This is a genomic window from Mycolicibacterium chubuense (assembly GCF_001044255.1).
GTDB lineage: Bacteria > Actinomycetota > Actinomycetes > Mycobacteriales > Mycobacteriaceae > Mycobacterium > Mycobacterium chubuense.
In genome coordinates this window covers 89,107-115,763 of the sequence record NZ_JYNX01000039.1, presented here as the reverse complement: position 1 = coordinate 115,763, position 26,657 = coordinate 89,107, and the positions used below count along the sequence as shown (strand labels likewise).

At 69.4% G+C, this 26,657-nt stretch carries 25 protein-coding genes; 14 read left to right on the top strand and 11 right to left on the bottom strand.

Going from position 1 to position 26,657, the window contains the following annotated elements; all coding sequences use genetic code 11:
- Positions 1-161: 161 nt before the first annotated feature.
- A partial coding sequence (locus tag MCHUDSM44219_RS16980) for an HNH endonuclease signature motif containing protein (protein ID WP_162232097.1) occupies positions 162-1,691 on the bottom strand: 1,530 nt, incomplete at its 3' end.
- Positions 1,692-1,982: 291 nt separating this feature from the next.
- Here MCHUDSM44219_RS16980 and groES point away from each other — a divergent pair.
- The 4 genes from groES (at position 1,983) to MCHUDSM44219_RS16960 (ending at position 5,990) form a co-directional block, all read left to right on the top strand.
- On the top strand, positions 1,983-2,285 hold the full coding sequence (gene groES, locus MCHUDSM44219_RS16975) for a co-chaperone GroES (RefSeq protein WP_003929249.1): 303 nt from the start codon (positions 1,983-1,985) through the stop codon (positions 2,283-2,285).
- Positions 2,286-2,374: 89 nt separating this feature from the next.
- The gene (gene groL / locus MCHUDSM44219_RS16970) at positions 2,375-4,006 is read left to right on the top strand and encodes a chaperonin GroEL (protein ID WP_048419419.1); all 1,632 of its coding nucleotides are present in this window, start codon (positions 2,375-2,377) and stop codon (positions 4,004-4,006) included.
- A gap of 49 nt (positions 4,007-4,055) precedes the next feature.
- Positions 4,056-4,442 (top strand): Rv1352/Rv1906c domain-containing protein, encoded by a 387-nt coding sequence (locus tag MCHUDSM44219_RS16965; RefSeq protein WP_236695495.1) that lies wholly within the window; start codon positions 4,056-4,058, stop codon positions 4,440-4,442.
- Between the two features lie 120 nt (positions 4,443-4,562).
- Positions 4,563-5,990, top strand: a complete 1,428-nt coding sequence (locus MCHUDSM44219_RS16960; RefSeq protein WP_236695494.1) for a threonine/serine exporter family protein — start codon at positions 4,563-4,565, stop codon at positions 5,988-5,990.
- Here MCHUDSM44219_RS16960 and MCHUDSM44219_RS16955 read toward each other — a convergent pair.
- The 4 genes from MCHUDSM44219_RS16955 to MCHUDSM44219_RS16940 all read right to left on the bottom strand — a co-directional run bounded on the left by MCHUDSM44219_RS16955 (position 5,987) and on the right by MCHUDSM44219_RS16940 (position 8,258).
- Positions 5,987-6,268 (bottom strand): thiocyanate hydrolase, encoded by a 282-nt coding sequence (locus MCHUDSM44219_RS16955; RefSeq protein WP_236695497.1) that lies wholly within the window; start codon positions 6,266-6,268, stop codon positions 5,987-5,989. The genes MCHUDSM44219_RS16960 and MCHUDSM44219_RS16955 overlap by 4 nt on opposite strands.
- A gap of 57 nt (positions 6,269-6,325) precedes the next feature.
- Complete coding sequence (scnC, locus tag MCHUDSM44219_RS16950) at positions 6,326-6,988, bottom strand: thiocyanate hydrolase subunit gamma (protein ID WP_109777818.1); 663 nt, start codon at positions 6,986-6,988, stop codon at positions 6,326-6,328.
- 73 nt (positions 6,989-7,061) lie between these two features.
- Positions 7,062-7,898, bottom strand: coding sequence for an SH3-like domain-containing protein (locus MCHUDSM44219_RS16945; protein ID WP_048419416.1), 837 nt, complete (start codon positions 7,896-7,898; stop codon positions 7,062-7,064).
- A gap of 69 nt (positions 7,899-7,967) precedes the next feature.
- Positions 7,968-8,258, bottom strand: a complete 291-nt coding sequence (locus MCHUDSM44219_RS16940) for a WhiB family transcriptional regulator (RefSeq protein WP_043406099.1) — start codon at positions 8,256-8,258, stop codon at positions 7,968-7,970.
- Between the two features lie 394 nt (positions 8,259-8,652).
- Between MCHUDSM44219_RS16940 and MCHUDSM44219_RS16935 the strand changes: the two genes are divergently transcribed.
- The 3 genes from MCHUDSM44219_RS16935 to MCHUDSM44219_RS16925 all read left to right on the top strand — a co-directional run bounded on the left by MCHUDSM44219_RS16935 (position 8,653) and on the right by MCHUDSM44219_RS16925 (position 11,274).
- Positions 8,653-9,420 carry a tetratricopeptide repeat protein gene (locus MCHUDSM44219_RS16935; RefSeq protein ID WP_048419415.1) on the top strand — a complete coding sequence of 256 codons (768 nt, stop codon included), beginning with the start codon at positions 8,653-8,655 and terminating at the stop codon, positions 9,418-9,420.
- A 122-nt stretch (positions 9,421-9,542) separates the two neighbouring features.
- Entirely contained in the window at positions 9,543-10,121 is a 579-nt protein-coding gene (locus MCHUDSM44219_RS16930) for a sigma-70 family RNA polymerase sigma factor (RefSeq protein WP_048419414.1), read from the top strand.
- Positions 10,114-11,274 (top strand): anti-sigma-D factor RsdA, encoded by a 1,161-nt coding sequence (locus tag MCHUDSM44219_RS16925; protein WP_048419461.1) that lies wholly within the window; start codon positions 10,114-10,116, stop codon positions 11,272-11,274. Before MCHUDSM44219_RS16930 ends, MCHUDSM44219_RS16925 begins: the two co-directional genes overlap by 8 nt.
- 18 nt (positions 11,275-11,292) lie before the next feature.
- On the opposite strand, the gene MCHUDSM44219_RS16920 is transcribed toward MCHUDSM44219_RS16925, so the two are convergent.
- Positions 11,293-11,697 carry a DUF5319 domain-containing protein gene (locus tag MCHUDSM44219_RS16920; protein WP_043406106.1) on the bottom strand — a complete coding sequence of 135 codons (405 nt, stop codon included), beginning with the start codon at positions 11,695-11,697 and terminating at the stop codon, positions 11,293-11,295.
- Between the two features lie 146 nt (positions 11,698-11,843).
- Here MCHUDSM44219_RS16920 and guaB point away from each other — a divergent pair, with 146 nt between their 5' ends.
- The 5 genes from guaB (at position 11,844) to MCHUDSM44219_RS16895 (ending at position 19,038) form a co-directional block, all read left to right on the top strand.
- Positions 11,844-13,397 carry an IMP dehydrogenase gene (gene guaB, locus MCHUDSM44219_RS16915; protein ID WP_048419413.1) on the top strand — a complete coding sequence of 518 codons (1,554 nt, stop codon included), beginning with the start codon at positions 11,844-11,846 and terminating at the stop codon, positions 13,395-13,397.
- 40 nt (positions 13,398-13,437) lie between these two features.
- Positions 13,438-14,565, top strand: a complete 1,128-nt coding sequence (locus MCHUDSM44219_RS16910) for a GuaB3 family IMP dehydrogenase-related protein (RefSeq protein WP_172506364.1) — start codon at positions 13,438-13,440, stop codon at positions 14,563-14,565.
- 88 nt (positions 14,566-14,653) lie between these two features.
- Complete coding sequence (locus MCHUDSM44219_RS16905) at positions 14,654-16,420, top strand: GMC family oxidoreductase (protein ID WP_048419411.1); 1,767 nt, start codon at positions 14,654-14,656, stop codon at positions 16,418-16,420.
- A 29-nt stretch (positions 16,421-16,449) separates the two neighbouring features.
- Positions 16,450-18,018 carry a glutamine-hydrolyzing GMP synthase gene (gene guaA / locus MCHUDSM44219_RS16900; RefSeq protein ID WP_048419410.1) on the top strand — a complete coding sequence of 523 codons (1,569 nt, stop codon included), beginning with the start codon at positions 16,450-16,452 and terminating at the stop codon, positions 18,016-18,018.
- Between the two features lie 48 nt (positions 18,019-18,066).
- Positions 18,067-19,038, top strand: coding sequence for an alpha/beta hydrolase (locus MCHUDSM44219_RS16895; protein ID WP_048419409.1), 972 nt, complete (start codon positions 18,067-18,069; stop codon positions 19,036-19,038).
- Positions 19,039-19,045: 7 nt separating this feature from the next.
- On the opposite strand, the gene MCHUDSM44219_RS16890 is transcribed toward MCHUDSM44219_RS16895, so the two are convergent.
- Genes MCHUDSM44219_RS16890 through MCHUDSM44219_RS16870 form a run of 5 tightly spaced genes read right to left on the bottom strand, consistent with a single transcriptional unit; the run spans position 19,046 to position 24,205 of the window.
- Positions 19,046-19,918, bottom strand: a complete 873-nt coding sequence (locus MCHUDSM44219_RS16890) for a MerR family transcriptional regulator (RefSeq protein WP_048419408.1) — start codon at positions 19,916-19,918, stop codon at positions 19,046-19,048.
- Positions 19,919-19,928: 10 nt separating this feature from the next.
- Positions 19,929-21,428 carry a flavin-containing monooxygenase gene (locus tag MCHUDSM44219_RS16885; protein ID WP_048419407.1) on the bottom strand — a complete coding sequence of 500 codons (1,500 nt, stop codon included), beginning with the start codon at positions 21,426-21,428 and terminating at the stop codon, positions 19,929-19,931.
- 3 nt (positions 21,429-21,431) lie between these two features.
- The gene (locus MCHUDSM44219_RS16880; RefSeq protein WP_048419406.1) at positions 21,432-22,361 is read right to left on the bottom strand and encodes a hypothetical protein; all 930 of its coding nucleotides are present in this window, start codon (positions 22,359-22,361) and stop codon (positions 21,432-21,434) included.
- 10 nt (positions 22,362-22,371) lie between these two features.
- Positions 22,372-23,211, bottom strand: a complete 840-nt coding sequence (locus MCHUDSM44219_RS16875) for an SDR family NAD(P)-dependent oxidoreductase (RefSeq protein ID WP_082162249.1) — start codon at positions 23,209-23,211, stop codon at positions 22,372-22,374.
- A 1-nt stretch (position 23,212) separates the two neighbouring features.
- The gene (locus MCHUDSM44219_RS16870) at positions 23,213-24,205 is read right to left on the bottom strand and encodes an alpha/beta hydrolase (protein WP_172506325.1); all 993 of its coding nucleotides are present in this window, start codon (positions 24,203-24,205) and stop codon (positions 23,213-23,215) included.
- Between the two features lie 157 nt (positions 24,206-24,362).
- On the opposite strand from MCHUDSM44219_RS16870, the gene MCHUDSM44219_RS16865 reads away from it, so the two are divergent.
- Together MCHUDSM44219_RS16865 and MCHUDSM44219_RS16860 are read left to right on the top strand one after the other, a co-directional pair.
- Positions 24,363-25,049, top strand: coding sequence for a DnaE2-dependent mutagenesis accessory factor ImuA' (locus MCHUDSM44219_RS16865; protein ID WP_048419405.1), 687 nt, complete (start codon positions 24,363-24,365; stop codon positions 25,047-25,049).
- Complete coding sequence (locus tag MCHUDSM44219_RS16860) at positions 25,050-26,627, top strand: DNA polymerase Y family protein (protein ID WP_048419404.1); 1,578 nt, start codon at positions 25,050-25,052, stop codon at positions 26,625-26,627.
- Positions 26,628-26,657 lie beyond the last annotated feature (30 nt).

Genomic DNA, 26,657 nt, shown 5'->3' with positions numbered 1-26,657 from the left:
GGTGGTGGGTCGTCGCCGTAGTCGGGTGGGGGAGTGATGGCGGTGTTGTCCTGCCGGGGTCGGTGTTTGGCGTTGCGTTCGTGTTGGCGTTGGAGGGCGTTGAGTTCGCGTTCGCGGGTGATGTAGGCGGCGCGGTTCTGGGCGCGGGTGCGTCGTCGGGNTTCGTGTTGGCGTTGGAGGGCGTTGAGTTCGCGTTCGCGGGTGATGTAGGCGGCGCGGTTCTGGGCGCGGGTGCGTCGTCGGGTGGGCATCATCAGCCTCCGCCCGGGGCGGCGTGGCGGTGTGGTCCCCGATGCCGGTGGTGGGGGTCCGGTGGTGGTGTTCCAGGATGGGAACAGCAGTGTGGAGAACGGTGTGGTGGTGTAGGTGTGTCCGGTGGGTGTGGTGACCCGCACGGTCCCGTCGGCGGCCTGGGTGTCGGCCCAGCCGTCCCAGAACGTTTTCACCAGATGATGTTGGCGGCAATAGCATTTGGTGTTCGAGGCGTGAGTGGCGCCGTACGGGTAGGGCTGGGTGTGGTCGATGTCGGCGAACATCGCGGGCCGGTCGCAGCCGGGGAAGCGGCAGGTCAGGTCGCGGGCGCGGACGAACCGCTCCAGCGCAGCGCAGGGGCGGTAGCCGTCGGTGGCGCCCAGGGCGGCCGGGTCGGTGAGGAACCGCACGGTCGCGCCGTGGGCGATCAACTCGGCCAGCAGCGGCGCGGGCACGATCGCATTGCGGAAGCCAGGGATCAACGCCGCCGTGCGGCGTGCGGACGCGGGATCGGGCTCAGGCGCAGGTTGTGAATCCGGTTCCGGCTCGACGGGTTCCGGTTCTGGCGCCGGCGCGGGCTGCTCGGCGGGTTCGCCGTGCAGCTGGGGGTCGACGGTGGCATCCAGCGCGCTGGGCTCGGCGATCACGGTGATCGTGAAACGCGACCCACGACCGTCGTCGACCTGCGCGGCCGGGCAGTCCGGGGTGCCGCAGCGGCAGGTCAGCACGAACGACCCCGCCGCCATCGCCCCGAGCGAGTCGGCGCGGCGCTGATCCAGTGTGCGGGGGTCGTTCTCGCACACCGAGTGCACCATCACCGACAGCCGGTGGGCCAGCACCGCGGCATCGGGGGTGGCCAACTTCCCGAACGCGCTCGTCAGACCGGTGCGGTCATCGCGGTCACCGATGGTGAACGAGCGGCCCCGCATTCCGGTACGCAACCGGCGCACCGCATCCGGGTCGTGCGCCTCGATCGTGGCGTCGATGGCGGTCTCGAGTTTCTTCTGCGACAGCAGCCCCCACTCCCGCACGACGTCGACGACGATGCCGTCCACCCTGGCCAGGATGGCCGGGTCCACCACCAGCGCGCTGCGGAACACGATCGTCGTCACCAGCGACACCGGCACCCGCCCGGCCGCCAGCAGTCGGCCCAGCCGCGGGAACCGGTCCCGCAACGCCAACCCCAGGGTCATCTGCCCCGAGGCGCGTCCGGAGCTGATGTTGAGCGCACACCCGATCTCCGCGGCGGCGTCCCAATCATCACAGGCCCAGCCGGCCCGCTCCGGTGCACGACGACGCTCCCAGAACTCCACGATCGCAGCCAGCTTCACCGCCTCGGCCCGCGCCGCCGCCGCCCCACACCCGGTCACGATGTCGACCAGATCCGCATCGCCGGCACCAGCCAGCGACGCCATCGGCGGCACCGCGGAATCGTACATACGTTCGATCCTAGGTTTGTGCGGTGCTGAGCGCGATGCGCGGATCTTCGTCCTGTGGATAACCTCGGGCCTGCCGAACGGCCTGTGGATAACTACGCATCGCCGCAGCTCAGCGGGCACGACTTTCGCTGTCGGCGTACTCGCTGCCCGTGAGCCTTGAGGACCTAGCACTCTCATGTATAGAGTGCTAGGTGGCAACCGGACCTCCCCGTGTCGACACCCGCGACGACGGCGCGGGGGCGGACACCGGTCACCGAGTACACACACCTACATCAGTGAAGGGGCTCCATCGTGGCGAGCGTGAACATCAAGCCACTCGAGGACAAGATCCTCGTTCAGGCCAACGAGGCCGAGACCACGACCGCTTCCGGTCTGGTCATCCCCGACACCGCCAAGGAGAAGCCGCAGGAAGGCACCGTCGTCGCAGTTGGCCCCGGCCGCTGGGATGAGGATGGCGAGAAGCGGATTCCTCTGGACGTGTCGGAGGGCGACGTCGTCATCTACAGCAAGTACGGCGGCACCGAGATCAAGTACAACGGCGAGGAGTACTTGATCCTCTCGGCCCGCGACGTGCTGGCTGTCGTCTCCAAGTAAGCGAATCGTGTTCCGCCCCGGACGTTCCCGCACGCGCGGGTGATGTCCGGGGCGGTGCGCGTCATACCCGCCTTTAGGGAAAGAAACTTATGAGCAAGCAAATTGAGTTCAACGAAACCGCGCGTCGCGCCATGGAGGTCGGCGTCGACAAACTCGCCGACGCGGTCAAGGTGACGCTGGGTCCCCGCGGTCGCCACGTGGTGCTCGCCAAAGCCTTCGGCGGTCCGACCGTCACCAACGACGGTGTGACCATCGCCCGCGAGATCGACCTCGAGGATCCGTTCGAGAACCTGGGCGCCCAACTGGTCAAGTCGGTCGCCACCAAGACCAACGACGTCGCCGGTGACGGCACCACCACTGCCACCGTGCTGGCCCAGGCGCTCGTCAGGGCCGGCCTGCGCAACGTCGCCGCCGGCGCGAACCCGATCGCGCTCGGATCGGGCATCAGCAAGGCCGCCGACGCCGTGTCCGAGGCCCTGCTGGCCGCGGCCACCCCCGTCAAGGACAAGAAGTCCATCGCCCAGGTCGCGACCGTGTCCTCGCGCGACGAGCAGGTCGGCGAACTGGTCGGCGAGGCCATGACCAAGGTCGGCGCCGACGGCGTTGTCACGGTCGAGGAGTCGTCGACGCTGAACACCGAGCTGGAGATCACCGAGGGCGTCGGCTTCGACAAGGGCTTCGTCTCGGCCTACTTCGTCACCGACTTCGATTCGCAGGAAGCGGTTCTCGAGGACGCGGTAGTGCTGCTGCACCGCGAGAAGATCAGCTCGCTGCCCGACCTGCTGCCGCTGCTGGAGAAGGTCGCCGAGGCCGGCAAGCCGCTGTTGATCGTCGCCGAGGACGTCGAGGGCGAGGCGCTGTCGACGCTCGTCGTCAACGCTATTCGCAAGACGCTCAAGGCCGTCGCGGTGAAGGCGCCGTTCTTCGGCGATCGTCGCAAGGCGTTCCTCGATGATCTGGCGGTCGTCACCGGCGGGCAGGTCGTCAACCCCGACGTCGGCCTGGTGCTGCGCGAGGTCGGCCTCGAGGTGCTCGGCTCCGCACGCCGGGTCGTCGTCGACAAGGACAGCACGGTGATCGTGGACGGCGGCGGCACCCAGGAGGCCATCGAGGGCCGCAAGGCGCAGCTGCGCTCGGAGATCGAGGCCTCCGATTCCGACTGGGATCGCGAGAAGCTCGAGGAGCGGCTGGCCAAGCTGGCGGGCGGCGTCGCCGTCATCAAGGTCGGCGCGGCCACCGAGACGGACCTCAAGAAGCGCAAGGAAGCCGTTGAGGACGCCGTGTCTGCCGCCAAGGCTGCCGTCGAGGAGGGCATCGTCGTCGGCGGCGGTGCCGCTCTCGTGCAGGCCCGCAGCGCACTCGACTCGCTCCGCAAGGAGCTCAAGGGCGATGAGGCGCTCGGCGTCGACGTGTTCGCCGCCGCGCTGTCCTCGCCGCTGTACTGGATTGCCACCAACGCCGGGCTGGACGGCTCGGTCGTGGTGAACAAGGTCTCGGAGCTCCCCGTGGGCCAGGGCTTCAACGCCGCGACGCTGGAGTTCGGTGACCTGATCGCCGACGGAATCGTCGACCCGGTCAAGGTGACCCGTTCGGCGGTGGTCAACGCGGCGTCGGTCGCGCGGATGATCCTGACCACGGAGACCGCGGTCGTCGAGAAGCCGGCCGAGGCGGCCGACGACGGCCATGGCCACGGCCACGGTCATGGGCACCACCACCACTGATCGCGCAACGTCGAAACACCCCCGGTCGTCAGGCCGGGGGTGTTTTGATGTGGCGATCAAGACTTCGTCGTCCAGCACATGGCGACGGCTCGCCGCGGCCGGGCTCGTCGCCGGCGTGATCGCGGTCGCGCTCGGGCCGCCGGCAAGCGCAGAACCCCTGGATCCGATTCCGGGTGAGGGGTTCTTCGTCGTCGGACCCGACGTCGGGCTCGGTCTGTATCGCACCGACGGCACCGCCTCGACGTTCGGGGTGTGGATCAACGACGTGCCCACCCAGGACTCGATGTGTCTGTGGTTCACCTACAGCACGCCGGACCCGGACAAGGCCCACGTCGTCGCGACGAACATGTCCCTCGGCCCGATGTACGCGAACATCAACCCGACGGTGCAATCCTTCGAGTCGCACAACTGCCGGCCCTGGGTCCGCGTCCCCTGACCTGGTGTGCCCACTCTCACCCCGGCGAGGCCTGGTCAACGCCGCTGCCATGAGTAAAATGAGTTTTGCTCATGACCGCGAAGGCTGAGTGAATCCGAGAAAGGAAAGAGGGGCACAGTCGTGGGCGCGCAGTCACGTCAGCGCGGGATCCTGAGTCGCATCATTCGGGAGACCGATCCGCCGACCGGCGCCATGCCGCGCATCCCGCTGTCGGACACCGCGGCGGACGAGGCCTACTACGCGCGTGTCGGTGAGGTGCTCGATCTCGCCGGCAACATCGGCGCCCTCCTGATGGCCTCCGGCACCCCGGCCACCGCGACGATGGATCAGGTCACCGCCATCGCCGCCGCCTACGGCGTCGACCGCTGCGAGGTCGACGTCATCAACACGACGATCCACGTCGCGGCCTACCGCGGGCCGTCGTCTCCGGTCAGCACGCTGCACATCGTGCAGTCGCGCTCTATCGACTTCAGCCGGCTGGCCGCCGTCGACCGGCTGATCGGCAAGATCCGCGCCGGGGAGGTCTCCCCGTCGGAGGCCCGCGCCGAACTCGACACCATCATCACCGCGCCCCATCCCTATCGGCGGTGGATCGCGACGCTCGCCTGGGGCGCGCTGGCGTTCGCCACCGCGGGCACCCTCGGCGCGAGCTGGTTGGCGTGTGTGGTCAGCGCGCTGAGCACGATGACCATCGACCGGGTGAACCGGCGGCTCAACCGCCACGGCCTCCCGTTCTTCTTCCAGTACGCCGTCGGCGGAGCGATCGCCGCCGCGCCGCCCATCATCCTGTACTGGCTCAGCCCACGGCTCGGACTGCACTTCGAACCGACCGTGGCCATCGCCGCAGGCCTCGTCGTGCTGCTGGCCGGGCTGTCGCTCGTCGGCTCCGTCGGCGACGTCATCAGTGGCGCACCCGTCACCGCGGCCGGCCGGTTCTTCGAGTTGGTCATGATGACCGGCGCGACGATCGCCGGCGTCGCGCTGGTGCTGCACCTCGCGAACCGCTTCGGGGCACCGTTCGTCGCCATCGACGCGCACGCTCCGCCCGCGCTGGCCGAGTTCCCGGCTCGTGTCGCGTTCGGTGCTGCCAGCGCCGCCGCCTACGCGCTGGCCTGCTACGCCGAGCGCTCCGCGGCGATCGCCGCCGCATTCGGCGGGGCCGCGGGCACCATCGCGTTCCTGCTGGCCCAGGGCGCCGGTCTGGGCGCCGTCGTCGCATCGTTCCTGGCCGCCGTGCCGATCGGTCTGGTCGGCCGGCTGATGGAGCGCCGCAACCTGGCACCGCCGCTGGTGGTGTCGATCGCCGGCATCGTCCCGCTGTTGCCCGGTCTTGCGCTGCTGCACGGCATCTACGCGATCCTCAACGACCAGCACGCGCTCGGATTCGCCTCGGTTCTCGGCGCTTTCGCGATCGGGACGGCCCTGGCCGCCGGCGTCACGCTGGGCGAGTGGAGTTCGTGGAAGGTGCGCCGACGCCGGCTGCAGGCTCGCCGCGCCGACCGTCGCACCCGACTGCCGGGACAGACCGCGCTCAGCTCTGCGGACTAGGCCTCCAGGCGTGCGCGGATCGCGGCTATCCGCTGCTGCAGGTCCGCCTCGGTGATCACGCCGCGCGCCAGCAGGGAATGGGCCAGCGCCACTAGCTGATTCTCCGGGTACGGCAACTCGGCGTACATCGTGGCCACCAGAGAGTCCTCCTCGTCGCGACGCTCCTTGAAGGTCGGGACGTCGGCCTCGCACGCCGCCCGATCGAGTGCGTCACACAGTCCGTCGAGGCTGGTCTTCCACGGCGGCACCGGATTCTCGACGCCGTACTTGGCCGCCATTCGCGTCCACACCTGGTTGCGTTCGACGATCTGCTGCAGCGCTGAGCTCTCCACGACTCAGTCGCTCATCGGGTGCAGGGCCGGGCGGGTATCGGTGATCACGTTGGTGGTGACGCCGGGCTTGGGCAGCGCCACCCCGATCAGGCAGTCACGCGTGATGATCTCGGTGAGTTGGTCTTCGGACCAGCCGTCGGTGCCGTCGGGGCGCATCGGCATCACCATGAAGCGGTGCTTCTGGTTGGAATCCTGCACCCGGACCTCGACGTCGTCGGGCAGGTACAGGCCGAATTCGGCGAGCACCTGCCGCGGCCAGCGCACCAGGCGCCGGCGATAATTCGGGGTGCGGTACCACTCGGGCGAATTGCCCAGGATCGGCCGGGGGTAGCAGGAGCACAGCGCACACACGATCACATGGTGGACGGTGGGTGTGTCCTCGAGGATCTCGAAAGCCGTGAAGTCGCTGGGTGTTCCGAATCCGGTCGGCTCCATCCAATCGACGCCGACCTCCTTGCTCGCCGTCATCGGTTCGGTGAGCGCGAGGCGCTTGAAGTCCGGATCCAGCCACGCGCGGGCGACCAGGCGGGCCGCGGGCGTCGGGCCGATCTGCTCGGCGAACTCGGTGAACCGCCGGTGCTCTTCGGCGGTGAAGATACCCTTCTCGATACACAGTTCGCGCAATGCGATCTCGAGAACCTCGAAGTCGGTGATCTCGTCCACCATCGGCTTCACGGTCCGATCGTGATCGTGGTCATGATCGTGGGACACGGCGGTTTCCCTTCTCCGACAGCAGCGTTCAGACGGCGGCGAGCCAGCGCTCGGGCAGTTCGGTGCGCAAAGTGTCGGTGGCGGTGCCCGTGTAGCCGTGCCACAGCTGCGACTGGTTGAACTCGACCACGTAGAACCACTCGGGCCGGGCGTCGGGGCGGTCCCAGGTCTCGTCCTCGGCGGCCGGACTCTCGTAGGCCACGGTGGCGATCCGTCCCGTCGCCCCGCGCACGTACTCGGGGGTGCGGGTGTAGAAGACCACCGGCAGATCCCGCACGACGACGGCGTCGCCGACCGCGAACTTCGGTTCCCCGGCCAGACCGGCGTACACCTGCGGATCGCCTTTGCCGACGGCGTGCCGATGGTGGGCGTTGCGCCGCACCCCGGCGCCGTCGCCCTCCGACTTGGGCGCGGCGTCAGGGGTCCGGCCGTCGAGTCCGCCGGCGTAGCGGTCCTTGACCTCGGCCATGCGCTCGCTGAGCTCACCGAGGCCGATGTGGTGCTTCTCCACCAGCACCCGGGCGACCGCGAGGAGCCACCGGCCGTAGTAGGGCAGTCCCAGGTACTCGGCCCGGCCGACGTCGACGTTGCCGATGCGGCGACGTTCCTCGGAGAGCCAGATGCCGCGCCAGGCCAGCACCTCGCACATGACGTAGGTGAGCTCTTCCCAGGTTTCGTACTGCTTGTTCTCGTACTTCATCGGCGCGTCGGGTTCCCCGCCGACATCGTGAACCGGCTTGAGATAGGCCTTGATTCGCGCGGGATCGAGCATGTCGGGCGGGGGAGCGTCGGGGAGTTCGGGGAACGCCGACTTCAGCCGGGCGACGAGGTCGAGTTGGGCAGCGCGTTCAGCGGCCGTGCTCACCTGTCGCAGCCTAACGTCGGGTCCGGCCGTCTCGGGCGGTTTCGCGCCGAAGCCGCGGCCGCGCCGCGATCAGGCCGACCGGCGGATCCCCCGCTTGAGCAGAAGCTCGCGCTCGGACTCGCTCAGCCCGCCCCAGATGCCGTAGGGCTCACCGACGGCCAGCGCGTGCGAACGGCACTGGGTGATCACCGGGCAACTGCGGCACATCTCTTTGGCGCGCATCTCCCGCTGGGCGCGGGCCCGGCCACGCTCCCCGTCGGGATGGAAGAACATCGAGGAATCGACTCCCCGGCAAAGGCCTTGCATCTGCCAATCCCAGATGTCGGCGTTCGGACCGGGAAGCTGCTGCGGCTGTGGCACTGCGAAACCCCTCTCTGCACACCCATTTCGCGGACGACGTGGTTGTGTCAGTCGTGGAAAAGATCCGAGCACAGTCGCCGATGACCACTCGTGCACACAACGTAGAAGGGCTCACGAATTTCCGTCAATACCGCCCCTGTGTGCGAAACCGCATACGCGCAGGCAGAAAATTTACATCACGTTCATCGGTGCGACCCGTTCGCAACGAGTGAGGTGATATCGCCGACCGATCCACCGCCTCTTTAGGCGCCATTTCTCCCGGTCAGTTAATTCCGCGCTGCCCGAATCGAAGTCGACATTCGTCGATCAGTTTTCCTGTTCGTAACATGGTCACCACGAACTGTTAACTGACGCGCTCAACAGATCGGCGGGGTTGATAGCGTCGCGTCCTGAGATGGACGACGAGGCCTTCGGCAGCAACCCCGGTGCGTGGCCGCTGCCGGGCGCAGCGACGCCGGAGGATCTGTGGTTGCGTGCCGTCGCCGCGGCCGGGCAGGGCCGCTACGCGTGCGCCAACTCCGATCTCGATGCGCTGATGCGGTTGCGCCCGGGCGGCCGGCTCGGGTCGCTGGCGCAGAGCACCCGCGCCTCCTTCCTTCGTCAACTCGGCTGGCACGACCGCGCCCGCCCGCTCGACGGCGCGGCGTGGGCGCGCTCCGGCGGGACCGGTGAGGCCGGAGCCGACGCTCTCATCGGTCTGGCCGCCGATGCGCTCGGGGTGGGGCGGTTCGCCGCCTCGCAGCGCGCGCTGGAGCGCGCCGCCGAACTCGTCGCCGCCACCCCGTGCGCGCGGTTGCCGATCCGGCTGGCGTGGGTGTCGGCGGAGCTGGCGATGGCACGCGGCGAGGGCGCCGCGCTCGCGCACGCCGAACGCGCCGTGCGCCTGGCCGACGCGGCTCCCTCGGTCCGGCACCGGGTCAAGTCACGGGTGGTCCTCGCCGCCGCGCACTGCGCCGCCGGCGATCTCGACGCGGCCCGCCGGGAGGGCGACCGCGCGCTGGCCGAGACCGGCGAGCACGGTCTCGTGCCTCTGCGCTGGGCGGTCGCATCGCTGCTCGTCGGCATCGGCAGCGCCGAGTATTCCCCCGCCCAGGTCACGGACATCCGCGACGTTTGCGCCGAAACCGTGATCAGACGAGGCGGCGTGTGGCGCTCGCGCTAACGCGGTTGCGCCCATCCCGGTCGTTATTGTTTGTCTGAGCCGGCACCGATAGGTACCGGTTGGTACAGCCACCTCCCCTTCCGGGATGTGTCCCCGACGTAACGCTGGAGAGCCTGCTCACGATGACAATTTCGGGAGAACGTCTCGATGCTGTCGTTGCTGAAGCGATCGCCGGTGATCGGAACGCGCTCCGGGAGGTGCTGGAGATCATCCGCCCCCTCGTCGTCCGGTACTGCCGGGCGCGCGTGGGGACCGCGGAACGTAGCGGTCTCTCAGCTGATGACGTTGCTCAGGAGGTGTGCTTGGCTGCCATCACGGCGCTGCCGCGGTACAAGGATCAGGGACGACCGTTCCTGGCCTTCGTGTACGGCATTGCAGCGCACAAGGTTGCTGACGCGCACCGCGCCGCCGGGCGGAACAAGGCCGATCCGATGGATGTGGTGCCCGAGCGCTTCTCCGGTGAGGCCGGTCCCGAGCAGAAGGCCATCGAATCCGAATCGTCGGCCCGCATGAACGCCCTCCTGCAGGTGCTCCCCGAGAAGCAGCGCGAGATCCTGATCCTGCGCGTGGTCGTCGGGATGAGCGCGGAGGAGACCGCCGAGGCCGTCGGCAGTACCGCGGGTGCGGTGCGGGTGGCCCAGCACCGCGCGCTGTCGCGTCTCAAGGCGGAGATCATGGCGACAGGACGTGACCATGCCTGATTTCGGACGCTGGAACGCCAATGGCGGTGATCCGTCGCTGAACGAGATCAACCGCACCGACCAGTTCCTCGACGCGCTGGCGTCGCAGCAACCCGTTTACTCCACCGACCGCGGCGACGCCGAGCTGGCGTACCTGCTGGCCGGCTGGCGCGACGATGTGCGTGAGACCCCAATGGGATCGGTGCTGACCACCGAGGAGGCCGCGGCGGCGCTGGACCGCGCGTCGTCCCCGGGCCGACGGCGGCGGTTGTCGCTGGCGGTGGTCGGCTCGGCAGCCGCGGCCGTGCTGTGCCTGGGTGGCTTCGGCGCCGTGATCGCCGGATCCGGACCGGGCGATGCTCTCTACGGTCTGCGCACCGTGCTGTTCGGGGAGCAGACCCAGGCCCGTGACGACGCGGTGGCGCTGGCCGCTCAGACCGAGATGCAGCAGGTGCAGAAGCTCATCGAACAGGGCGACTGGCAGGGCGCTCAGGCCAAGCTCGAGGCCGTCACCACCACGGTCGCCGGAGTCGGCAACGACGAGCGCAAGGCCGAGCTCGTGTCCCAGTGGCAGGAGTTGACCGTCAAGGTCGAGGCTCAGGATCCGGCTGCGACGGTGTCTCCGGGCGCCCCGCTGCCCACGTTCCCGTCGATCAGCGTCGACCCGAACACGTTGTCGCTCACCGTGCCGACGGAGACGACGTCGACCAGTTCGTCGACCGACCCGTCGGCGACATCGCCGTCGTCGGAGACGTCGACCAGCGGTTCGCCGGCGCCGTCGTCGGAGACGTCCACCTCGGTCGGCGCCTCGTCGCCGACACCGACACCGTCATCGACGACGGCCGCACCGAGCCCGACACCGACGACCACCGTCACGACCGCGGCGCCGTCACCGACGCCGACGACGACCGTGGCGCCGACGCCCACGTCGACGTCGGTGGTGACTCAGCAGTCGACGACCGCGTCGGCGACGTCCGCCCCTCGGGCGACGCCGACACCCCAGCCGACACCCCAGCCGTCGCCGACACCGCTACCGACCTCGACGCTGGCGCCGGCCACCACGGTGCCCTCACCGGTCCAGCAGGTGGTGCCGACCACGACGACATTGCTGGTGATTCCCGCAGAGCCTGCGGCTCCGGTGATCCCGGCGACGCCGCCGGGACAGGTGCGCTGACCGTAGTCGGTTCAGCCGTCAGCGATAGCCGTCGGACTCCGAGGCGGCCTCGTTGAGGGACGCGTCGGCGTAGCCGCGGCAGTAATCCCAGGTGACGTAGGAGTCGGGCTCGGGATCGTAGGCCGGCTCGTGCGGGCGGACGGTTCCGTCGACCAGCAGCTGCAACAGGTTTGCGCGCAGCATGTCCCAGTCGTGGTAGTGGTCCTGCTGGCATTCGTCGCAACAGACGACGAGACCGCGAATCCCCTTGTGCGCCAACAGCGCTTCGTAGACAGCCAGGTCGGCCAGGTCGGCCTCCACGGCGGTGCGTTCCTGCGGATCCAGCGGCTGACCCGGCTCCAGCGCATCCAGCGCCGCCGACGGATCACTCGGGTCGTCGGCGAACGGGTCAGGCGGTAATCCTGGCGGCAGGTGGTCTCGCACGACACAAGAGTACGCAGCCCCCGGGGGATCGCGCCAGCACTCGCCCGGCACGTCATGGCGAACAGAAATGCCGAGCTTGATGCCGATAAGATGGGCTTTCAGGTCGCGTCTGTCGCCTGTCCCGTGTCTGGTTACTGGAGGCTCCCATGTCGATCGCCGAGAGCAGCATTCCCCTGGCCGTGCCCGTGCCCACCGGCGGCGATGACCCGACCAAGGTGGCGATGCTCGGGCTCACGTTCGACGACGTCCTGCTGTTGCCCGCGGCCTCCGATGTGATCCCCGCCACGGCCGACACCTCGAGTCAGCTGACCCGCAAGATCCGGCTGAAGGTGCCGCTGGTCAGCTCCGCGATGGACACCGTGACCGAGTCGCGGATGGCCATCGCGATGGCCCGCGCCGGCGGGATGGGCGTGCTGCACCGCAACCTGCCCGTGGCCGAGCAGGCAGGCGCCGTGGAGACCGTCAAGCGGTCCGAGGCCGGCATGGTGACCGACCCCGTGACCTGCTCGCCGGACAACACGCTGGCCGAGGTCGACGCGATGTGCGCGCGGTTCCGCATCTCCGGCCTGCCGGTGGTGGATGCCCTCGGCTCCCTTGTTGGAATCATCACCAACCGCGACATGCGCTTCGAGGTCGACCAGTCCAAGGCCGTGGCCGAGGTGATGACCAAGGCGCCGTTGATCACCGCGCAGGAGGGCGTGTCCGCCGAGGCGGCGCTGGGTCTGTTGCGCCGCAACAAAATCGAGAAGCTGCCGATCGTCGACGGGCACGGCAAGCTCACCGGGCTCATCACGGTCAAGGACTTCGTCAAGACCGAGCAGTTCCCGTTGGCCACCAAGGACAGCGACGGGCGCCTGCTCGTCGGCGCCGCGGTCGGCGTCGGCGACGATGCGTGGGCGCGCGCCATGACGCTGACCGACGCCGGGGTCGACGTGCTGATCGTCGACACCGCCCACGCGCACAACCGCGGCGTGCTCGAGATGGTGCACCGGCTCAAGGTCACCGTCGGGGACCGGGTCGAGGTCGTCGGAGGCAACGTCGCCACGCGTGCGGCGGCCCTGGCGTTGGTCGAGGCGGGTGCCGACGCGGTCAAGGTGGGCGTCGGCCCGGGCTCGATCTGCACCACGCGCGTGGTGGCCGGTGTGGGCGCTCCTCAGATCACCGCGATCCTGGAGGCCGTCGCCGCATGCGCGCCGCACGGCGTGCCGGTGATCGCCGACGGTGGGCTTCAGTACTCCGGCGACATCGCCAAGGCCCTGGCGGCCGGCGCGTCCACCGCGATGCTGGGGTCGCTGCTGGCCGGTACCGCCGAGTCGCCCGGTGAGCTGATCTTCGTCAACGGCAAACAGTTCAAGAGCTACCGGGGCATGGGGTCGCTGGGCGCGATGCAGGGGCGCGGCGCAGGCGGCAACCTGCGCGGCAGCTACTCGAAAGACCGCTATTTCCAGGACGATGTGCTCTCCGAGGACAAGCTGGTGCCCGAGGGCATCGAGGGCCGGGTGCCGTTCCGCGGCCCGCTGTCGCAGGTGATCCACCAGCTCGTCGGGGGTCTGCGCGCGGCGATGGGCTACACCGGTTCGGCCACCATCGAGCAGCTGCAGCAGGCACAATTCGTGCAGATCACCGCGGCCGGGCTCAAGGAGAGTCATCCCCACGACATCACGATGACGGTGGAAGCCCCCAACTACACCACCCGCTAGGGTCGTTGCGGGCTGAACAGGGGAGCGAGAAATGCGAGACATGGTCGAGATCGGCATGGGTCGGACGGCGCGACGAACCTACGAACTGGGTGACATCAACATCGTGCCGTCGCGGCGCACCCGCTCGTCCCAGGACGTGTCGACGGCCTGGCAGCTCGACGCCTACCGGTTCGAGATCCCGGTGCTCGCCCACCCGACCGATGCGCTGGTGTCACCGGAATTCGCGATCGAGCTGGGACGCCAGGGTGGGCTCGGAATTCTCAACGGCGAGGGCCTGATCGGGCGCCACGCCGACGTCGAGGCCCGCATCGCCGAGGTCATCGAGGCCGCGTCGAAGGAGCCCGACCCGTCGGCGTCGATCCGCCTGCTGCAGCAATTGCATTCTGCGCCTTTGGATCCCGAGTTGCTGGGCGCAGCCGTCGCGCGGATCCGGGAGGCCGGGGTCACCACCGCGGTGCGTGTCTCGCCGCAGAACGCGCAGGCGCTGACGCCGACGCTGGTGGCGGCCGGCATCGACCTGCTGGTCATCCAGGGCACGATCATCTCGGCAGAGCGGGTCGCGCAGGACCGGGAGCCGCTGAACCTCAAGACCTTCATCTCCGAACTCGACGTGCCGGTGGTGGCGGGTGGCGTGCTCGACCACCGCACCGCGCTGCACCTGATGCGCACCGGCGCCGCGGGCGTCATCGTCGGATACGGCTCGACCACCGGGGTGACGACGTCCGACGAGGTGCTCGGCATCAGCGTGCCGATGGCCACCGCGATCGCCGACGCCGCCGCCGCGCGCCGGGAGTACCTCGACGAGACCGGCGGCCGGTACGTGCACGTGCTGGCCGACGGGGACATCCACACCTCCGGCGACCTGGCCAAGGCGATCGCATGCGGCGCCGACGCCGTGGTGCTCGGCACGCCGCTGGCCTCGGCCGCCGAGGCGCTGGGCGGGGGCTGGTTCTGGCCCGCCGCGGCGGCGCACCCGTCGCTCCCGCGCGGCGCGCTGCTGCAGGTGGCTGTCGGGGAACGTCCCACGCTCGAGCAGGTGCTGACCGGCCCGTCCGACGATCCGTTCGGAGCGCTCAACCTGGTCGGCGGCCTGCGCCGGTCGATGGCCAAGGCCGGCTACTGCGACCTCAAGGAATTCCAGAAGGTCGGTCTCACGGTCGGCAGCTGAGGCTTCGGCGCCAGTGTGAAAGGGCTCACTTTACAAATTAGGCCGCCCTGTCTAGAGATCTACCGGCCGGTAAGTTCATAATGGTCGAATGCAGACCGACTACGACGTCGTCATCATCGGCTCCGGCTTCGGCGGCAGCGTCAGCGCGCTGCGCCTGACCGAGAAGGGCTACAAGGTCCTCGTGCTCGAGGCCGGCAAGCGCTACGCCGACCCCGAGTTCGCCAAGACCTCGTGGAACCTGCGCAAGTTCCTGTGGGCGCCGCGGCTCGGCATGTTCGGCATCCAGCGCATCCACCTGCTCAACAACGTGATGATCCTGGCCGGCGCCGGGGTGGGCGGCGGGTCGCTGAACTACGCCAACACGCTCTACGTGCCGAGGGAGCCGTTCTTCAACGACCCGCAGTGGCGCGACATCACCGACTGGCGCTCCGAGCTGCTGCCGCACTACGACCAGGCCCAGCGGATGCTCGGCGTGGTCACCAACCCGACGTTCACCGACGCCGACCGCATCATGAAGGAGGTCGCCGACGACATGGGGGTCGGCGACACATGGGTGCCGACGCCGGTCGGGGTGTTCTTCGGTCCCGACGGCGAGAAGACACCCGGCAAGACCGTGCCCGATCCCTATTTCGGTGGTGCCGGGCCGGAGCGCACCGGGTGCATCGAGTGCGGCTCCTGCATGACGGGCTGCCGCTTCGGCGCCAAGAACACCCTGGTCAAGAACTATCTCGGGCTGGCCGAGCGGGCCGGCGCGACGGTGCGCCCGATGACCACGGTGACCGACTTCTCCCAGCGTCCCGACGGCACCTGGCAGATCCGCACCGTGCGGACGGGAAGCTGGTTGCGCCGCACCCGGCGCACCTTCACCGCGAACCAGGTCGTCCTGGCCGCCGGCACCTACGGCACGCAGCGGCTGCTGTTCAAGATGCGCGACACCGGCCGGCTGCCGAAACTCTCCGACCGGCTCGGCATGCTCACGCGCACCAACTCCGAGTCGATCGTCGGGGCCGGCCGACTGCGCGCCACCGACGACCTGAATCTGACCCACGGCGTGGCGATCACGTCGTCCATCCATCCCACCTCCGACACCCATGTCGAGCCGTGCCGTTACGGCAAGGGGTCCAACGCCATGGGTCTGCTGCAGACCTTGATGACCGACGGTGCCGGACCCGAAGGCACCGACGTGCCCCGGTGGAAGCAACTCGTGCGCACCGCGCGCAACGATCCGAAGGGCACACTGCGGCTGCTCAACCCGCGGCGCTGGAGCGAGCGCACGATGATCGCTCTGGTCATGCAGAACCTGGACAACTCGATCACCACGTTCACCAAGCGCACCCGGTTCGGGTTCCACCGCTATCTGAGCAAGCAGGGCCACGGGGAACCGAACCCGTCGTGGATCCCGGTGGGCAACGAGGTCACCCGCCGCATCGCCGAGAAGATCGACGGTGTCGCGGGCGGCACCTGGGGTGAGTTGTTCAACATCCCGCTCACCGCGCATTTCCTCGGCGGTGCGGCCATCGGTGAGGACGCCGCTCGCGGCGTCATCGATCCGTACCACCGGGTGTACAACTATCCGACGCTGTCCGTGGTCGACGGCGCGGCGATCTCGGCCAATCTCGGTGTGAATCCCTCGCTTTCGATCACCGCTCAGGCCGAACGGGCCGCCTCGCTGTGGCCGAACAAGGGTGAAGAGGACCTGCGGCCCGCGCAGGGCCAGCCGTACCGGCGGCTGGATCCCATCGAGCCCGCGCATCCGGTGGTGCCCGCGGGTGCGCCCGCGGCCCTGGACTGGGGGGTCAGCGCCGAGACGGTGAACCGGCGGGATCCGACCACCGCCGAGGCGCAGGGCGCCTGACCCGCGAGCATCCCCACTAGACTGTGCGGGTGGATTCTGCTGCTCCCCGCCCGGTACTGGTGGTCGACTTCGGTGCCCAGTACGCCCAGCTCATCGCGCGTCGCGTGCGTGAGGCGCGGGTGTTCTCCGAGGTCATCCCGCACACCGCGACCGTCGACGAGATCAAGGCGCGTAACCCGCGCGCCGTCGTGCTCTCGGGCGGGCCGGCCAGCGTCTACACCGAGGGAGCGCCGCAGCTCGACCCGGCACTGTTCGACCTCGACGTCCCGGTCTTCGGGATCTGCTACGGATTCCAGGCGATGGCGCAGGCGCTCGGCGGCACCGTCGCGCACACCGGCACCAGCGAATTCGGCCGCACCGAGCTGAAAGTCGTTGGCGGCGAGCTGCATTCTGACCTGCCCGAGACGCAGCCGGTGTGGATGAGCCACGGTGACGCGGTCACCGAGGCGCCGGCCGGGTTCGAGGTGGTGGCCACCAGTTCCGGCGCTCCGGTCGCGGCGTTCGAGAACCGGTCGCGGCGCCTGGCCGGCGTGCAGTACCACCCCGAAGTCATGCACAGCCCGCACGGCCAGCAGGTGCTCAGTCGCTTCCTGCACGAATTCGCCGGTATCGACGCGGCGTGGACGCCGGCCAACATCGCCGACGCGCTGGTCGAGCAGGTGCGCGCCCAGATCGGCGACGGACGGGCGATCTGCGGGTTGTCCGGCGGCGTGGACTCCGCCGTCGCGGCGGCGCTGGTGCAGCGCGCCATCGGCGACCGGCTCACATGCGTTTTCGTCGACCACGGTCTGCTGCGCGCCGGGGAGCGCGCCCAGGTGCAGCGCGACTTCGTCGCCGCGACGGGGGCGAACCTCGTCACCGTCGACGTGGCCGACCGCTTTCTCGAGGCGCTGTCCGGGGTCACCAACCCCGAAGGCAAGCGCAAGATCATCGGCCGTGAGTTCATCCGGGCGTTCGAGGGCGCGGTGCGCGACGCGCTGGAGGGCGCGGAGGGTTCCAATGTATCCGTGGAGTTCCTGGTGCAGGGCACGCTGTATCCGGACGTCGTGGAATCCGGCGGCGGCGCGGGCACGGCGAACATCAAGAGCCACCACAACGTCGGCGGGCTGCCCGGTGACCTGAAGTTCAGGCTCGTCGAGCCGCTGCGTCTGCTGTTCAAGGACGAGGTGCGCGCGGTGGGCCGGGAGCTCGGTCTGCCTGAGGAAATCGTTGCGCGCCAACCCTTCCCGGGGCCAGGGTTGGGGATCCGGATCGTCGGTGAGGTCACCGCGGACCGGCTCGACACGCTGCGCCGTGCCGACGCGATCGCCCGCGAGGAACTGACCGCGGCCGGGCTGGACCACCAGATCTGGCAGTGCCCGGTGGTGTTGCTGGCCGACGTCCGGTCGGTCGGTGTACAGGGCGACGGCCGCACCTACGGACATCCGATCGTGCTGCGCCCGGTCTCCAGCGAGGACGCGATGACGGCCGACTGGACTCGGGTGCCGTACGAAGTGCTGGAACGGATCTCGACGCGCATCACCAACGAGGTGCGCGAGGTGAACCGGGTGGTGCTGGACATCACCAGCAAGCCGCCCGGCACCATCGAATGGGAGTAATGTCTCCAATTCTCGAGCGGAAATGGCGAGTCTTGTCATAATTCCGTCATGATCAGCCGGGGCCGCATCGTCGCTGTCGTGATCGCTTTCGTGATCGCCGTTCTGGGAGTGCCCCTTCCGGCGCACGCGCAGCCGCAGGGGGCGCACATCACCGGCATCGAGCACGTCAACGACCGGTGGGACAAGGTCTCGGTGTCCTCCCCGTCGATGAACAAGGTCATCGTCAACGACGTGTTCAAGGCCTCGAAAGCGGGGGCTCCCACCTTCTACCTGTTGCCCGGTATCGACGGCGGCGACGATCTCGACGGTCCCCGGCCGCCGGGGACCAAGAGCTGGTTCGGAATGACCGACATCCAGGGCTTTTTCGCGAACAAGAACGTCAACGTGGTCTCCCCGCTGGGGGGTGCGTTCAGTTGGTACACCGACTGGGTCGCCGACCCGGGCAAGCAGTACCAGACGTACATGACGCGCGAACTGCCGCCACTGATCAACGCCGAATACAAGGCCAACGGGCGCAACGCCGTCGGCGGGTTGTCGAGCACCGGCGGCACCGCCGTCGACTATGCGGTCCAGGCGCCCGGCCTCTATCGGGCCGTCGGCTCCTACAGCGGTTTCCTCACCCCGGCGGACAACGCCCAGCAGGTGGCGTTGACGCTGGGGTCCGGAGGTGCGAGTGCCGACGCGATGTGGGGCCCGCCCGGCGGCCCGTTGTGGATCGCGCACGATCCGTCGAAGAACGTCGCGAAGCTGGCGGGCACGGCCGTGTACGTGGCCGCGTCAGGCTCGGGCAACGTGGGCGCGGTCGATCGGTTGCCCGACGGGTTCGGCCCCAACATCACCGGTGGATTCATCGAGCGCATCATCGCCGACAGCACCCGGGTGTTCGCCGATTCCGCTGCGGCGGCGGGCATTCCGATCACCTACATCGTGCGCCCGGACGGCTCGCACACCTGGGGGCTCTTCGAGTCCGAGATGCAGGAGTCCTGGAACACCACGATCGGCCCGGCGTTGGGCGCCTAGGGCCTGCTCACTCGGGGTCGGTGTTCTTCTCGACGAGGTCGCCCAGCATCTGCGCGACGGTCGTCTCGACGGCGGTCTCGATCGAGAACGCCAGGGTGGCGGCGACGGCGGTGACGGCCTGAGTGCGGAATCGCACCAACGTGGTGATCAGCTCGGCGACCTTGACGTCGTCGGGCATCGCGGCGCCCGGGTTGATCTTGTCGAGCACTTCGTCGAGGCCGGCCTGCACCAGGATCGCGCTGATCTGATCGAGCAGCGGGCTGACCTGCTCGTGGATGTCGATGAGCTTGTCGTAGGCGACGCCGTACCGGTGGATCTCGGTGAACGCATCGACCAGGGTGGGCCGCACGACGGTGGCGTGCTCCTGCTCGACACGGATGATCTCGAGCGCGACGAGCCGCGTGAAGGCGCCGTCGTCGTCGATCAGCCGCCGCGCCTCGGCGAGCGTCATCCGTTGCGGCTTCTCGGTGGCCCAGCTGCCCGCGATCGCCGACTCCAGACCGAGCATGTCGCCCAGATCCTTGCCCTGCTCCCACGTCGAGAGCATCTCGTGCACGTGCGCGAGGTTGTACCCGCGGTCGAGCAGCGAGGTGATCAGCCGCAGCCGGGTCAGATGGGTGTCGTTGAACAGCGCGATCCGGCCGACCCGCAGCGGCGGATGGAGCAGCCCGCGGTCCCGGTAGACGCGGATGTTGCGGGTGGTGGTGCCGGCCAGCCGGGCCAGTTCGTCGATGCGGTACTCGCCGGATTCCGCGGCGCCGTGCGGCTGCACCGCGGCGTCGAACAACTGCGACACCGCGGTCTCGACGACGTCGCGGGAGCCGCGCCGGATGCGGCGCAGGATGGTCGGAATCGGCCCGCTGGACTTCGGCTGGGACATCCCGGGGTGCTCAGGCAGTGGAGGTGACGGTGCGTGCCCGCACCTCGTGTGCCACCGCGTGGTAGTCGTCGAGCCGGAATTGGCGCATCTGTCGAAGATACTGCGTCGCCAGCCCCGGGTACATCGACGCGTTGAACCCGTCGGCGGTCAGATACCAGCTGCGGCAGCCCGACATCCAGGTCGTCCTGGTCAACCGCTGCTGGATCGCGGCGTTGTAGCGGCGCTGCGTGTCGGCGCGGACGTCGAGGTAGCGCAGGTTCTGGCCCAGGATCGTGGTGACGGCGCTGACCGCGTAGTCGATCTGGCCCTCGATGTACACCAGCAGGGAATTGTGCCCCGGTCCGGAGTTGGGGCCGGTCATGAAGAACAGGTTCGGGAAGCCGTGCGCGCTGGCGCTCTTGAAGGCCTCGGCGTGATCCGCCCACTCCTGCTGCAACGAGCGGCCGCCCAGCCCGGTGACCGGGAACGGCGGACCCGAAAGGTGCACGTCGTATCCGGTGGCGAACACGATCGCGTCGAGATGGTGTTCGACGCCGTCGCTGGTGCGGATGCCGGCCGGGCTGATCGTGGCGATCGGCCAGTCGATGAGCTTGCAGTTGTCGCGCTGCAGCGCGGGGTAGTAGTCGTTGGAGATCAGCATGCGTTTGCAGCCCGGCGTGAAGCCCGGGGTGAGCTGCCGCCGCAGCCAGGCGTCCTTGACCGTCGCCCGCAGATGCGCCTTGCCCAGCGCGGCGACCAGCCCGCTCAGCGGCGTGTTCCACACCAGCGCCGCCGCGCACGCCTCGTGTCCCCAGAACAGTACCTGGCGTGCCAGCTCCTGTGCGGCAGGCACTTTGGCGAACAGCGCCTGGACCGACGTGGGCATCTCGACGTCCGGGCGGGGCAGCACCCAGCCCGGGGTGCGCTGGAACACCTTGACGAAGGCCGCCGTCTTGACCAGTTCCGGCACGATCTGCACGGCGCTGGCGCCGGTGCCGATGACCGCGACCCGCTTGCCGGTGACGTCGAAGTCGTGATCCCAGGCCGCGCTGTGGATCGTGCGGCCTCGGTAGGTGTCGATGCCGCGGATGTCGGGCAGCTTGTGGTCGGCCAGCGGTCCGGCGGCCAACACGACGGTGCGGGCCGCGAAGCGCTTGCGGCCCTTGGTCGTCGCGGTCCACACCCCGGCTCGCTCGTCGAAGCTCAGGCCGGTGATCTCGGTGTCGAACCGGATCAGCGGCCGCAGCCCGTGCCGGTCGGTCAGGTCTTCGATGTGGGCGTAGATCTCACCGCCCGACGGGTACATCCGTGACCAGGTGGGGTTGTCGGCGAACGAGAACGAGTACAGCATCGTCGGGATGTCGCAGGCGACGCCGGGGTAGGTGTTGTCCCGCCAGGTACCGCCGACGCGGTCGCTGCGTTCGACGATCACGACGTCGTCGACACCGGCCTGGCGCAGTTTGACCGCGGCGCCCAGTCCGGAGAAGCCGGCGCCGACGATCAGGGTGTCATGGATGCGGGGTCGGGCCACGGGTCAGGCCGCCGGCTCGTGGGTGAGTTCCTTGAACCAGCTGGGGATCGGCTTGAGCAGGGACCGCGGATAGAAGTCCGACAGCCGGACCATCGTGTTGGCCAGCAGGTGGTAGGGATGGCGCGGGTTGACGACCACCGCGGCGTGACGCTTGAGCACCTGGTAGGTCGGTACGCGCCAGGTGTTCTCGCCGCGATCGCCGAGCGACTTGAAGCGCAGCATCGCCTGGTGCAGGCGTTCGGGCTCCAGGCCCATCGCCGCGATCTCGTCGACCACCCGGTTCAGCAGCGGGATGTACATCAGCGCGCCGATGATCAGGCTCGGCGAGGCGACGGTGCCGACGAACTCGATGGCCAGCCGCCGCACGTCGGCGTGACCGATCATGTCGAGCACCGCGAAATCGACCACCAGATGCCGGGATTCGTCGTTGTTGATCTTCTCGAACACCTGATGGCAGACGGGATCGTCGACCTCCTCGAGCAGGAACTTCAGCAGCGCGCCGTCGAGTGCCACCTCCAGCATCGGGATCACGGTGCCCAGGATCGACAGCGACATGCCGTCGGCGTAGCGGTCCAGCCAGTCCATCGCCAGCCGGATGTTGACGTTCGGTTCGGGCATCTCGCCGTCGTCGAGCATGCCCCACCGCTTCATCAGCGCCAGTTCGGCATTGGCGTGCCGCTGCTCCTCGGCGTGGAAGTAACGGTAGATCTCGGCGATCGTCGGGGTGGGCGCCTTCTTGGCCAGCGCGGCGAAGCCGCGTGCGCCGATGTTCTCGATCCAGCACAGGTCGGCCATGAACGCCTTGAGCTTGGGCCGCTGCTCGTCGGTGATCCTCTCCGCACCGGGTGCGGCCCAGTCGATGTCGGCCAGCGCCCACTGCCGGTCCTTGATCTTCGCCAGCATGGCGTCCATGTCGATCGATGCGGTGGCCATGGTGATCCTCTCAGGTGGTGACGCGGGTGACCAGACCGGCGGCGCGGGTGTACACCGTCGGGGTGAAACGTTTGATGCCCCAGCCGATTCGGGCCTCGGGTTGCGGCATGCAGTAGAGCCCGCCGCGGTCGAGGGTGTCCAGGCACGTGCGGGCGACGCGCTGGGGAGAGAAGCCGATCCAGCGCATCAGGTTGTCGGCGAGCTGGGTGGACCGGTCCGAGATCCGGCCTGCGGCGCCGCCGGATCTGATGATATTGGTCTTCACGAACGTCGGGCACAGCACGGTGACGTTGACGCCGGTGCCGGCGAGTTCGGCGGCCAGCGTCTCCGACAGGGACAGCGTGCCGGCCTTGCTGACGTTGTAGGCGGCCATGCCGGGCGCGGCGCCGAACGCCGCGGCGGAGGCGACGTTGATGATGCCCGCGGGCCGGCCGGCGTCGCGCAGGATCGGGGCGAACACGTGGCACCCGTGGATCGGGCCCCACAGGTTGATCCCCAGCACCCATCGCCAGTCGGCGAGGTCGGTCTCGCCGATCGGTGCCCCGCCCGCGCCGACCCCGGCGTTGTTGACCACCAGTGTCGGCGCTCCGCCGAACCATGAGTGTGCCGCCTCGGCCAGCCGGTACACGTCGTCGACGTCGGTGACGTCGCAGCGGACGGCCTGTGCGGTCCCGCCGTCGGCGACCAGGGCATCGGCGGTCACCTGGGCGGCGTCGAGGTCGATGTCACTGCACAGCACCCGGCCGCCGCGGCGGGCGAGCTCGGCGGCGAACGCGGCGCCGATGCCACTGCCCGCTCCGGTGATCACCGCGTCGGCGCGGTGGCTGCGTCGGGAACCGAACAGCCCCATGTCAGCCGGCCTGTTCGACGGCGTTGTCGGCCAGGACGTCGGTGACGAACGCGGCGACGACGCGCATCGCGGGCACCGCCTCGGGGATCAGCCTCGGCAGCGCCTGGAAGACGTGGACCTGGTCGGGCCAGAGCTGCAGATGAGCGCGGCCGCCGGCGGCGCGCAGATCCTCGGTGAGCGCGATCGCGTCGGCGGAGAGCATCTCGGCCTCACCGGCCTGGATCAGCGTCGGTGGCAGCGGTCGTCCGCCGGCGACGTCGAGGGTCAGCCGGGGATGGGCGGATTCTGTTCCGGTGCAATACAAGTCCACAAGCCGGATGGCGTGGTGCGAACGCATGGTGGGGTCGGGACGGGTGCGTTCCCGCGACCGGGCAAGGGTGAACGTCAGGTCCACCAGCGGCGACATCAGCACCACGCCGGCGGGGTGGCGGACGTCGGGCTGCAGCAGCAGGTCGACGCCGAGGTGGCCGCCTGCGGAGTCACCGGCCAGCACGATGCGGTCGGGCGTGATACCGCAGTGCCCGGTCAGCCAATCCCAGCCGTGGCGGACATCGTCTGCGGCGGTGGGGAACCGGTGCCGCGGCGCCAGGCGGTAGTCGATGCTGAAGACGCCGACTCCGGTCAGCCGGGAGAGCCAGGAGACCAACCGCCGGTGGGTGCGGGTCGAGCACAGGACGTAGCCGCTGCCGTGCACGAAGTAGATCGCCCGGGAGGTGTCGCGGGGAACGCCCGCGCCCCAGACCCATTCGCCTTTCACGCGGTGCCCGTCGGGAGTGTGGACGTCGACCGGCTCGACCCGGGTCCCAGCCAGGGAGGGTCCGAACGTGTCCATCAGTCGGGCGACGATCTGACGTGAGGTCCACAGTCCCCACGGCTGGCCGGGCGGGATCACGAGGCTGAGTTGGCGCAGGGTCAGGCCGGCCAGGGCGGCGGCGCCGCGGGATCGCCAGGAACCGCGCTGCGGCAGCGCGGCTGCCGTCTCGTCGATGAGCACGGATCGGATACAACGCCCAATGATGACATTTGTCAATGACACTATTCGGCAGTGTCATGGTTGCGCCGGTTGACGTTGTCGGTGGCCCGGTGTTTACTGGCCGTATCGAACACATATTCGAACACAGGGTGAGGCCGATGATGTGCAAGGTGCTGCTGTGACGGGGGTGAAAGCACTGGATCGACCCTCGGTCACCCGTGCTGAGCAGCTGGAACAGCTTCGTCGGCAGATGGCGGCGGTGTCCGGGAAAGTGGGTACCGGCCGTCGTCCGGAGCCCGCGGCGGCCGCGGAGCCCGCGGCTTTTTCGCCCCCGGATTCTTTGCTGCCTATGCCTGATTCGCTGTCCTTGCCTCGGGGAACCGTGGCAATTCTGTCGGGGGCGCGGTCGCTGGAGTTGAGCATCGTGGCGGCCGTGACGGCCGAGGGGGGCCATGTCGCGATCATCGGCCAGCCCGACGTCGGCTTGCTCGCGGCGGTGGAGATGGGGGCGGACCTGAGCCGGATCGCGGTGATCCCCGAGCCGGGCGCCGACCCTGTCGAGGTGGCCGCGGTCCTGATGGACGGGATGGATCTGGTGGTCCTCGGTCTGGGTGGCCGGTCGGTCCCGCCCTCCCGGGCCCGGGCGGTGGTGGCCCGGGCCCGTCAGCGCGGCTGCACGCTGCTCGTCACGGACGGGAACTGGCAGGGGGCCTCGGCCCGGCTGGAGGCGAAGGTCAGCGGCTACGACATCGCCGGTGCCGGTGGCGGGACGCCCACGCCGGGGTGCGGCCGGATCAGCCGGGTGCGGCTGGCGATGCGGACCCGGGGACGTGCGACCCGGCCGGCCCGTGCGGTGAACGGCTAGATGTCCGCGTCCAGGGTGCTGGCGCTCTGGTGCATGGACTGGCCTGCTGTCGCCGCCGCGGCGGCGGCCGGGCTGCCGCCGACGGTGCCGGTCGCGGTGACCCTGGCCAACCGGGTGGTCGCGTGTTCGGCGGCCGCGCGGGCGGCGGGGGTGCGGCGCGGGCTGCGGCGGCGGGAGTCGCAGGCGCGCTGCCCGGAACTGCACGTCGTCACCGCCGATCCGGCCCGCGACGCGCGGCATTTCGAACATGTCACGACGGCCGTCGACGACCTGGTGCCCAGGGCGGAGGTGCTGCGCCCGGGGCTGCTGGCGCTGACGGTGCGGGGGGCGGCGCGGTACTTCGGCTCCGAACAGGCCACCGCCGAACGGCTGGTCGATGCGGTGGCCGCGGTGGGCGCCGAATGTCAGGTCGGCATCGCCGATCAGCTGCCCACGGCGGTCTTCGCCGCCCGGGCGGGTCGGATCATCGACCCGGGTGGGGATGCGGAGTTCCTGTCCGGGCTCTCCATCCGGCAGCTGGCCACCGAACCCAGCCTGGCCTCCGGGAGTCGAGCAGACCTGGTGGATCTGTTGTGGCGCATGGGTATTCGAACGATCGGACAGTTCGCCGAGCTGTCCCGCAGCGATGTGGCCTCCCGCTTCGGGGTCGATGCGGTGGCCGCCCACCGCCTGGCACGGGGGGAGCCCGGTCGCGGACCGTCCGGCCGCGACCCCGAGCAGGAACTCGATGCCGTGCTGGACTGCGATCCGCCCATCGACCGGGTGGATGCGGCCGCCTTCGCCGGCCGGTCGCTCGCGGGCCGGTTGCACCGCACCCTCGAGGCCGCGGGCGTGGGATGCACCCGGCTGGCCATCCACGCGGTGACCGCCACCGGCGCGGAGCTCGAACGTGTCTGGCGCTGTGCGGAACCGCTGACCGAGGATGCCACCGCCGACCGGGTGCGCTGGCAACTCGACGGCTGGCTGAACCGCCGTCGTCCCGACGAGCGGCCCGGGGCGCCGATCACCATGCTGCGGCTGCGCCCGGTAGAGGTGGTGTCGGCCGAGGCGTTGCAGCTGCCGCTGTGGGGTGGGATCGGGGAGGAGGACAGACTGCGCGCGCGGCGGGCGCTGGTGCGGGTGCAGGGACTGCTCGGTCCCGACGCGGTGAAGGTTCCGGTCCTCAGCGGGGGGAGGGGTCCGGCCGAACGCATCACGCTGACCCCGCTCGGCGATGAGCTGGTGCCCCGCGCGGATCCCGCGGCGCCCTGGCCCGGGCAGCTGCCCGAGCCGTCACCGACGGTGCTGCTCGACGATCCGGTCGACTTGCTCGACGAGGCGGGCGATCCGGTGCGGGTCACCTCCCGCGGACTGTTCTCGGCCACCCCCGCCCGGCTGGACGCGCCCGGGCGGGCGGGCCGGCTGTCGTGGTGGACCGGGCCGTGGCCCGTCGACGAACGTTGGTGGGACACCGCGGCGTCCCCGAGTGGCCGGACGGCGCGGGCCCAGGTGCTGGTCGGCGGCGACCGCGACCAGGGGGAGGCCCTGCTGCTGTGCTACCGCCAGCGACGGTGGTACGTCGAAGGCCGATATGAGTGAGCACACAATTGGTTGTGCACAATTAAATTG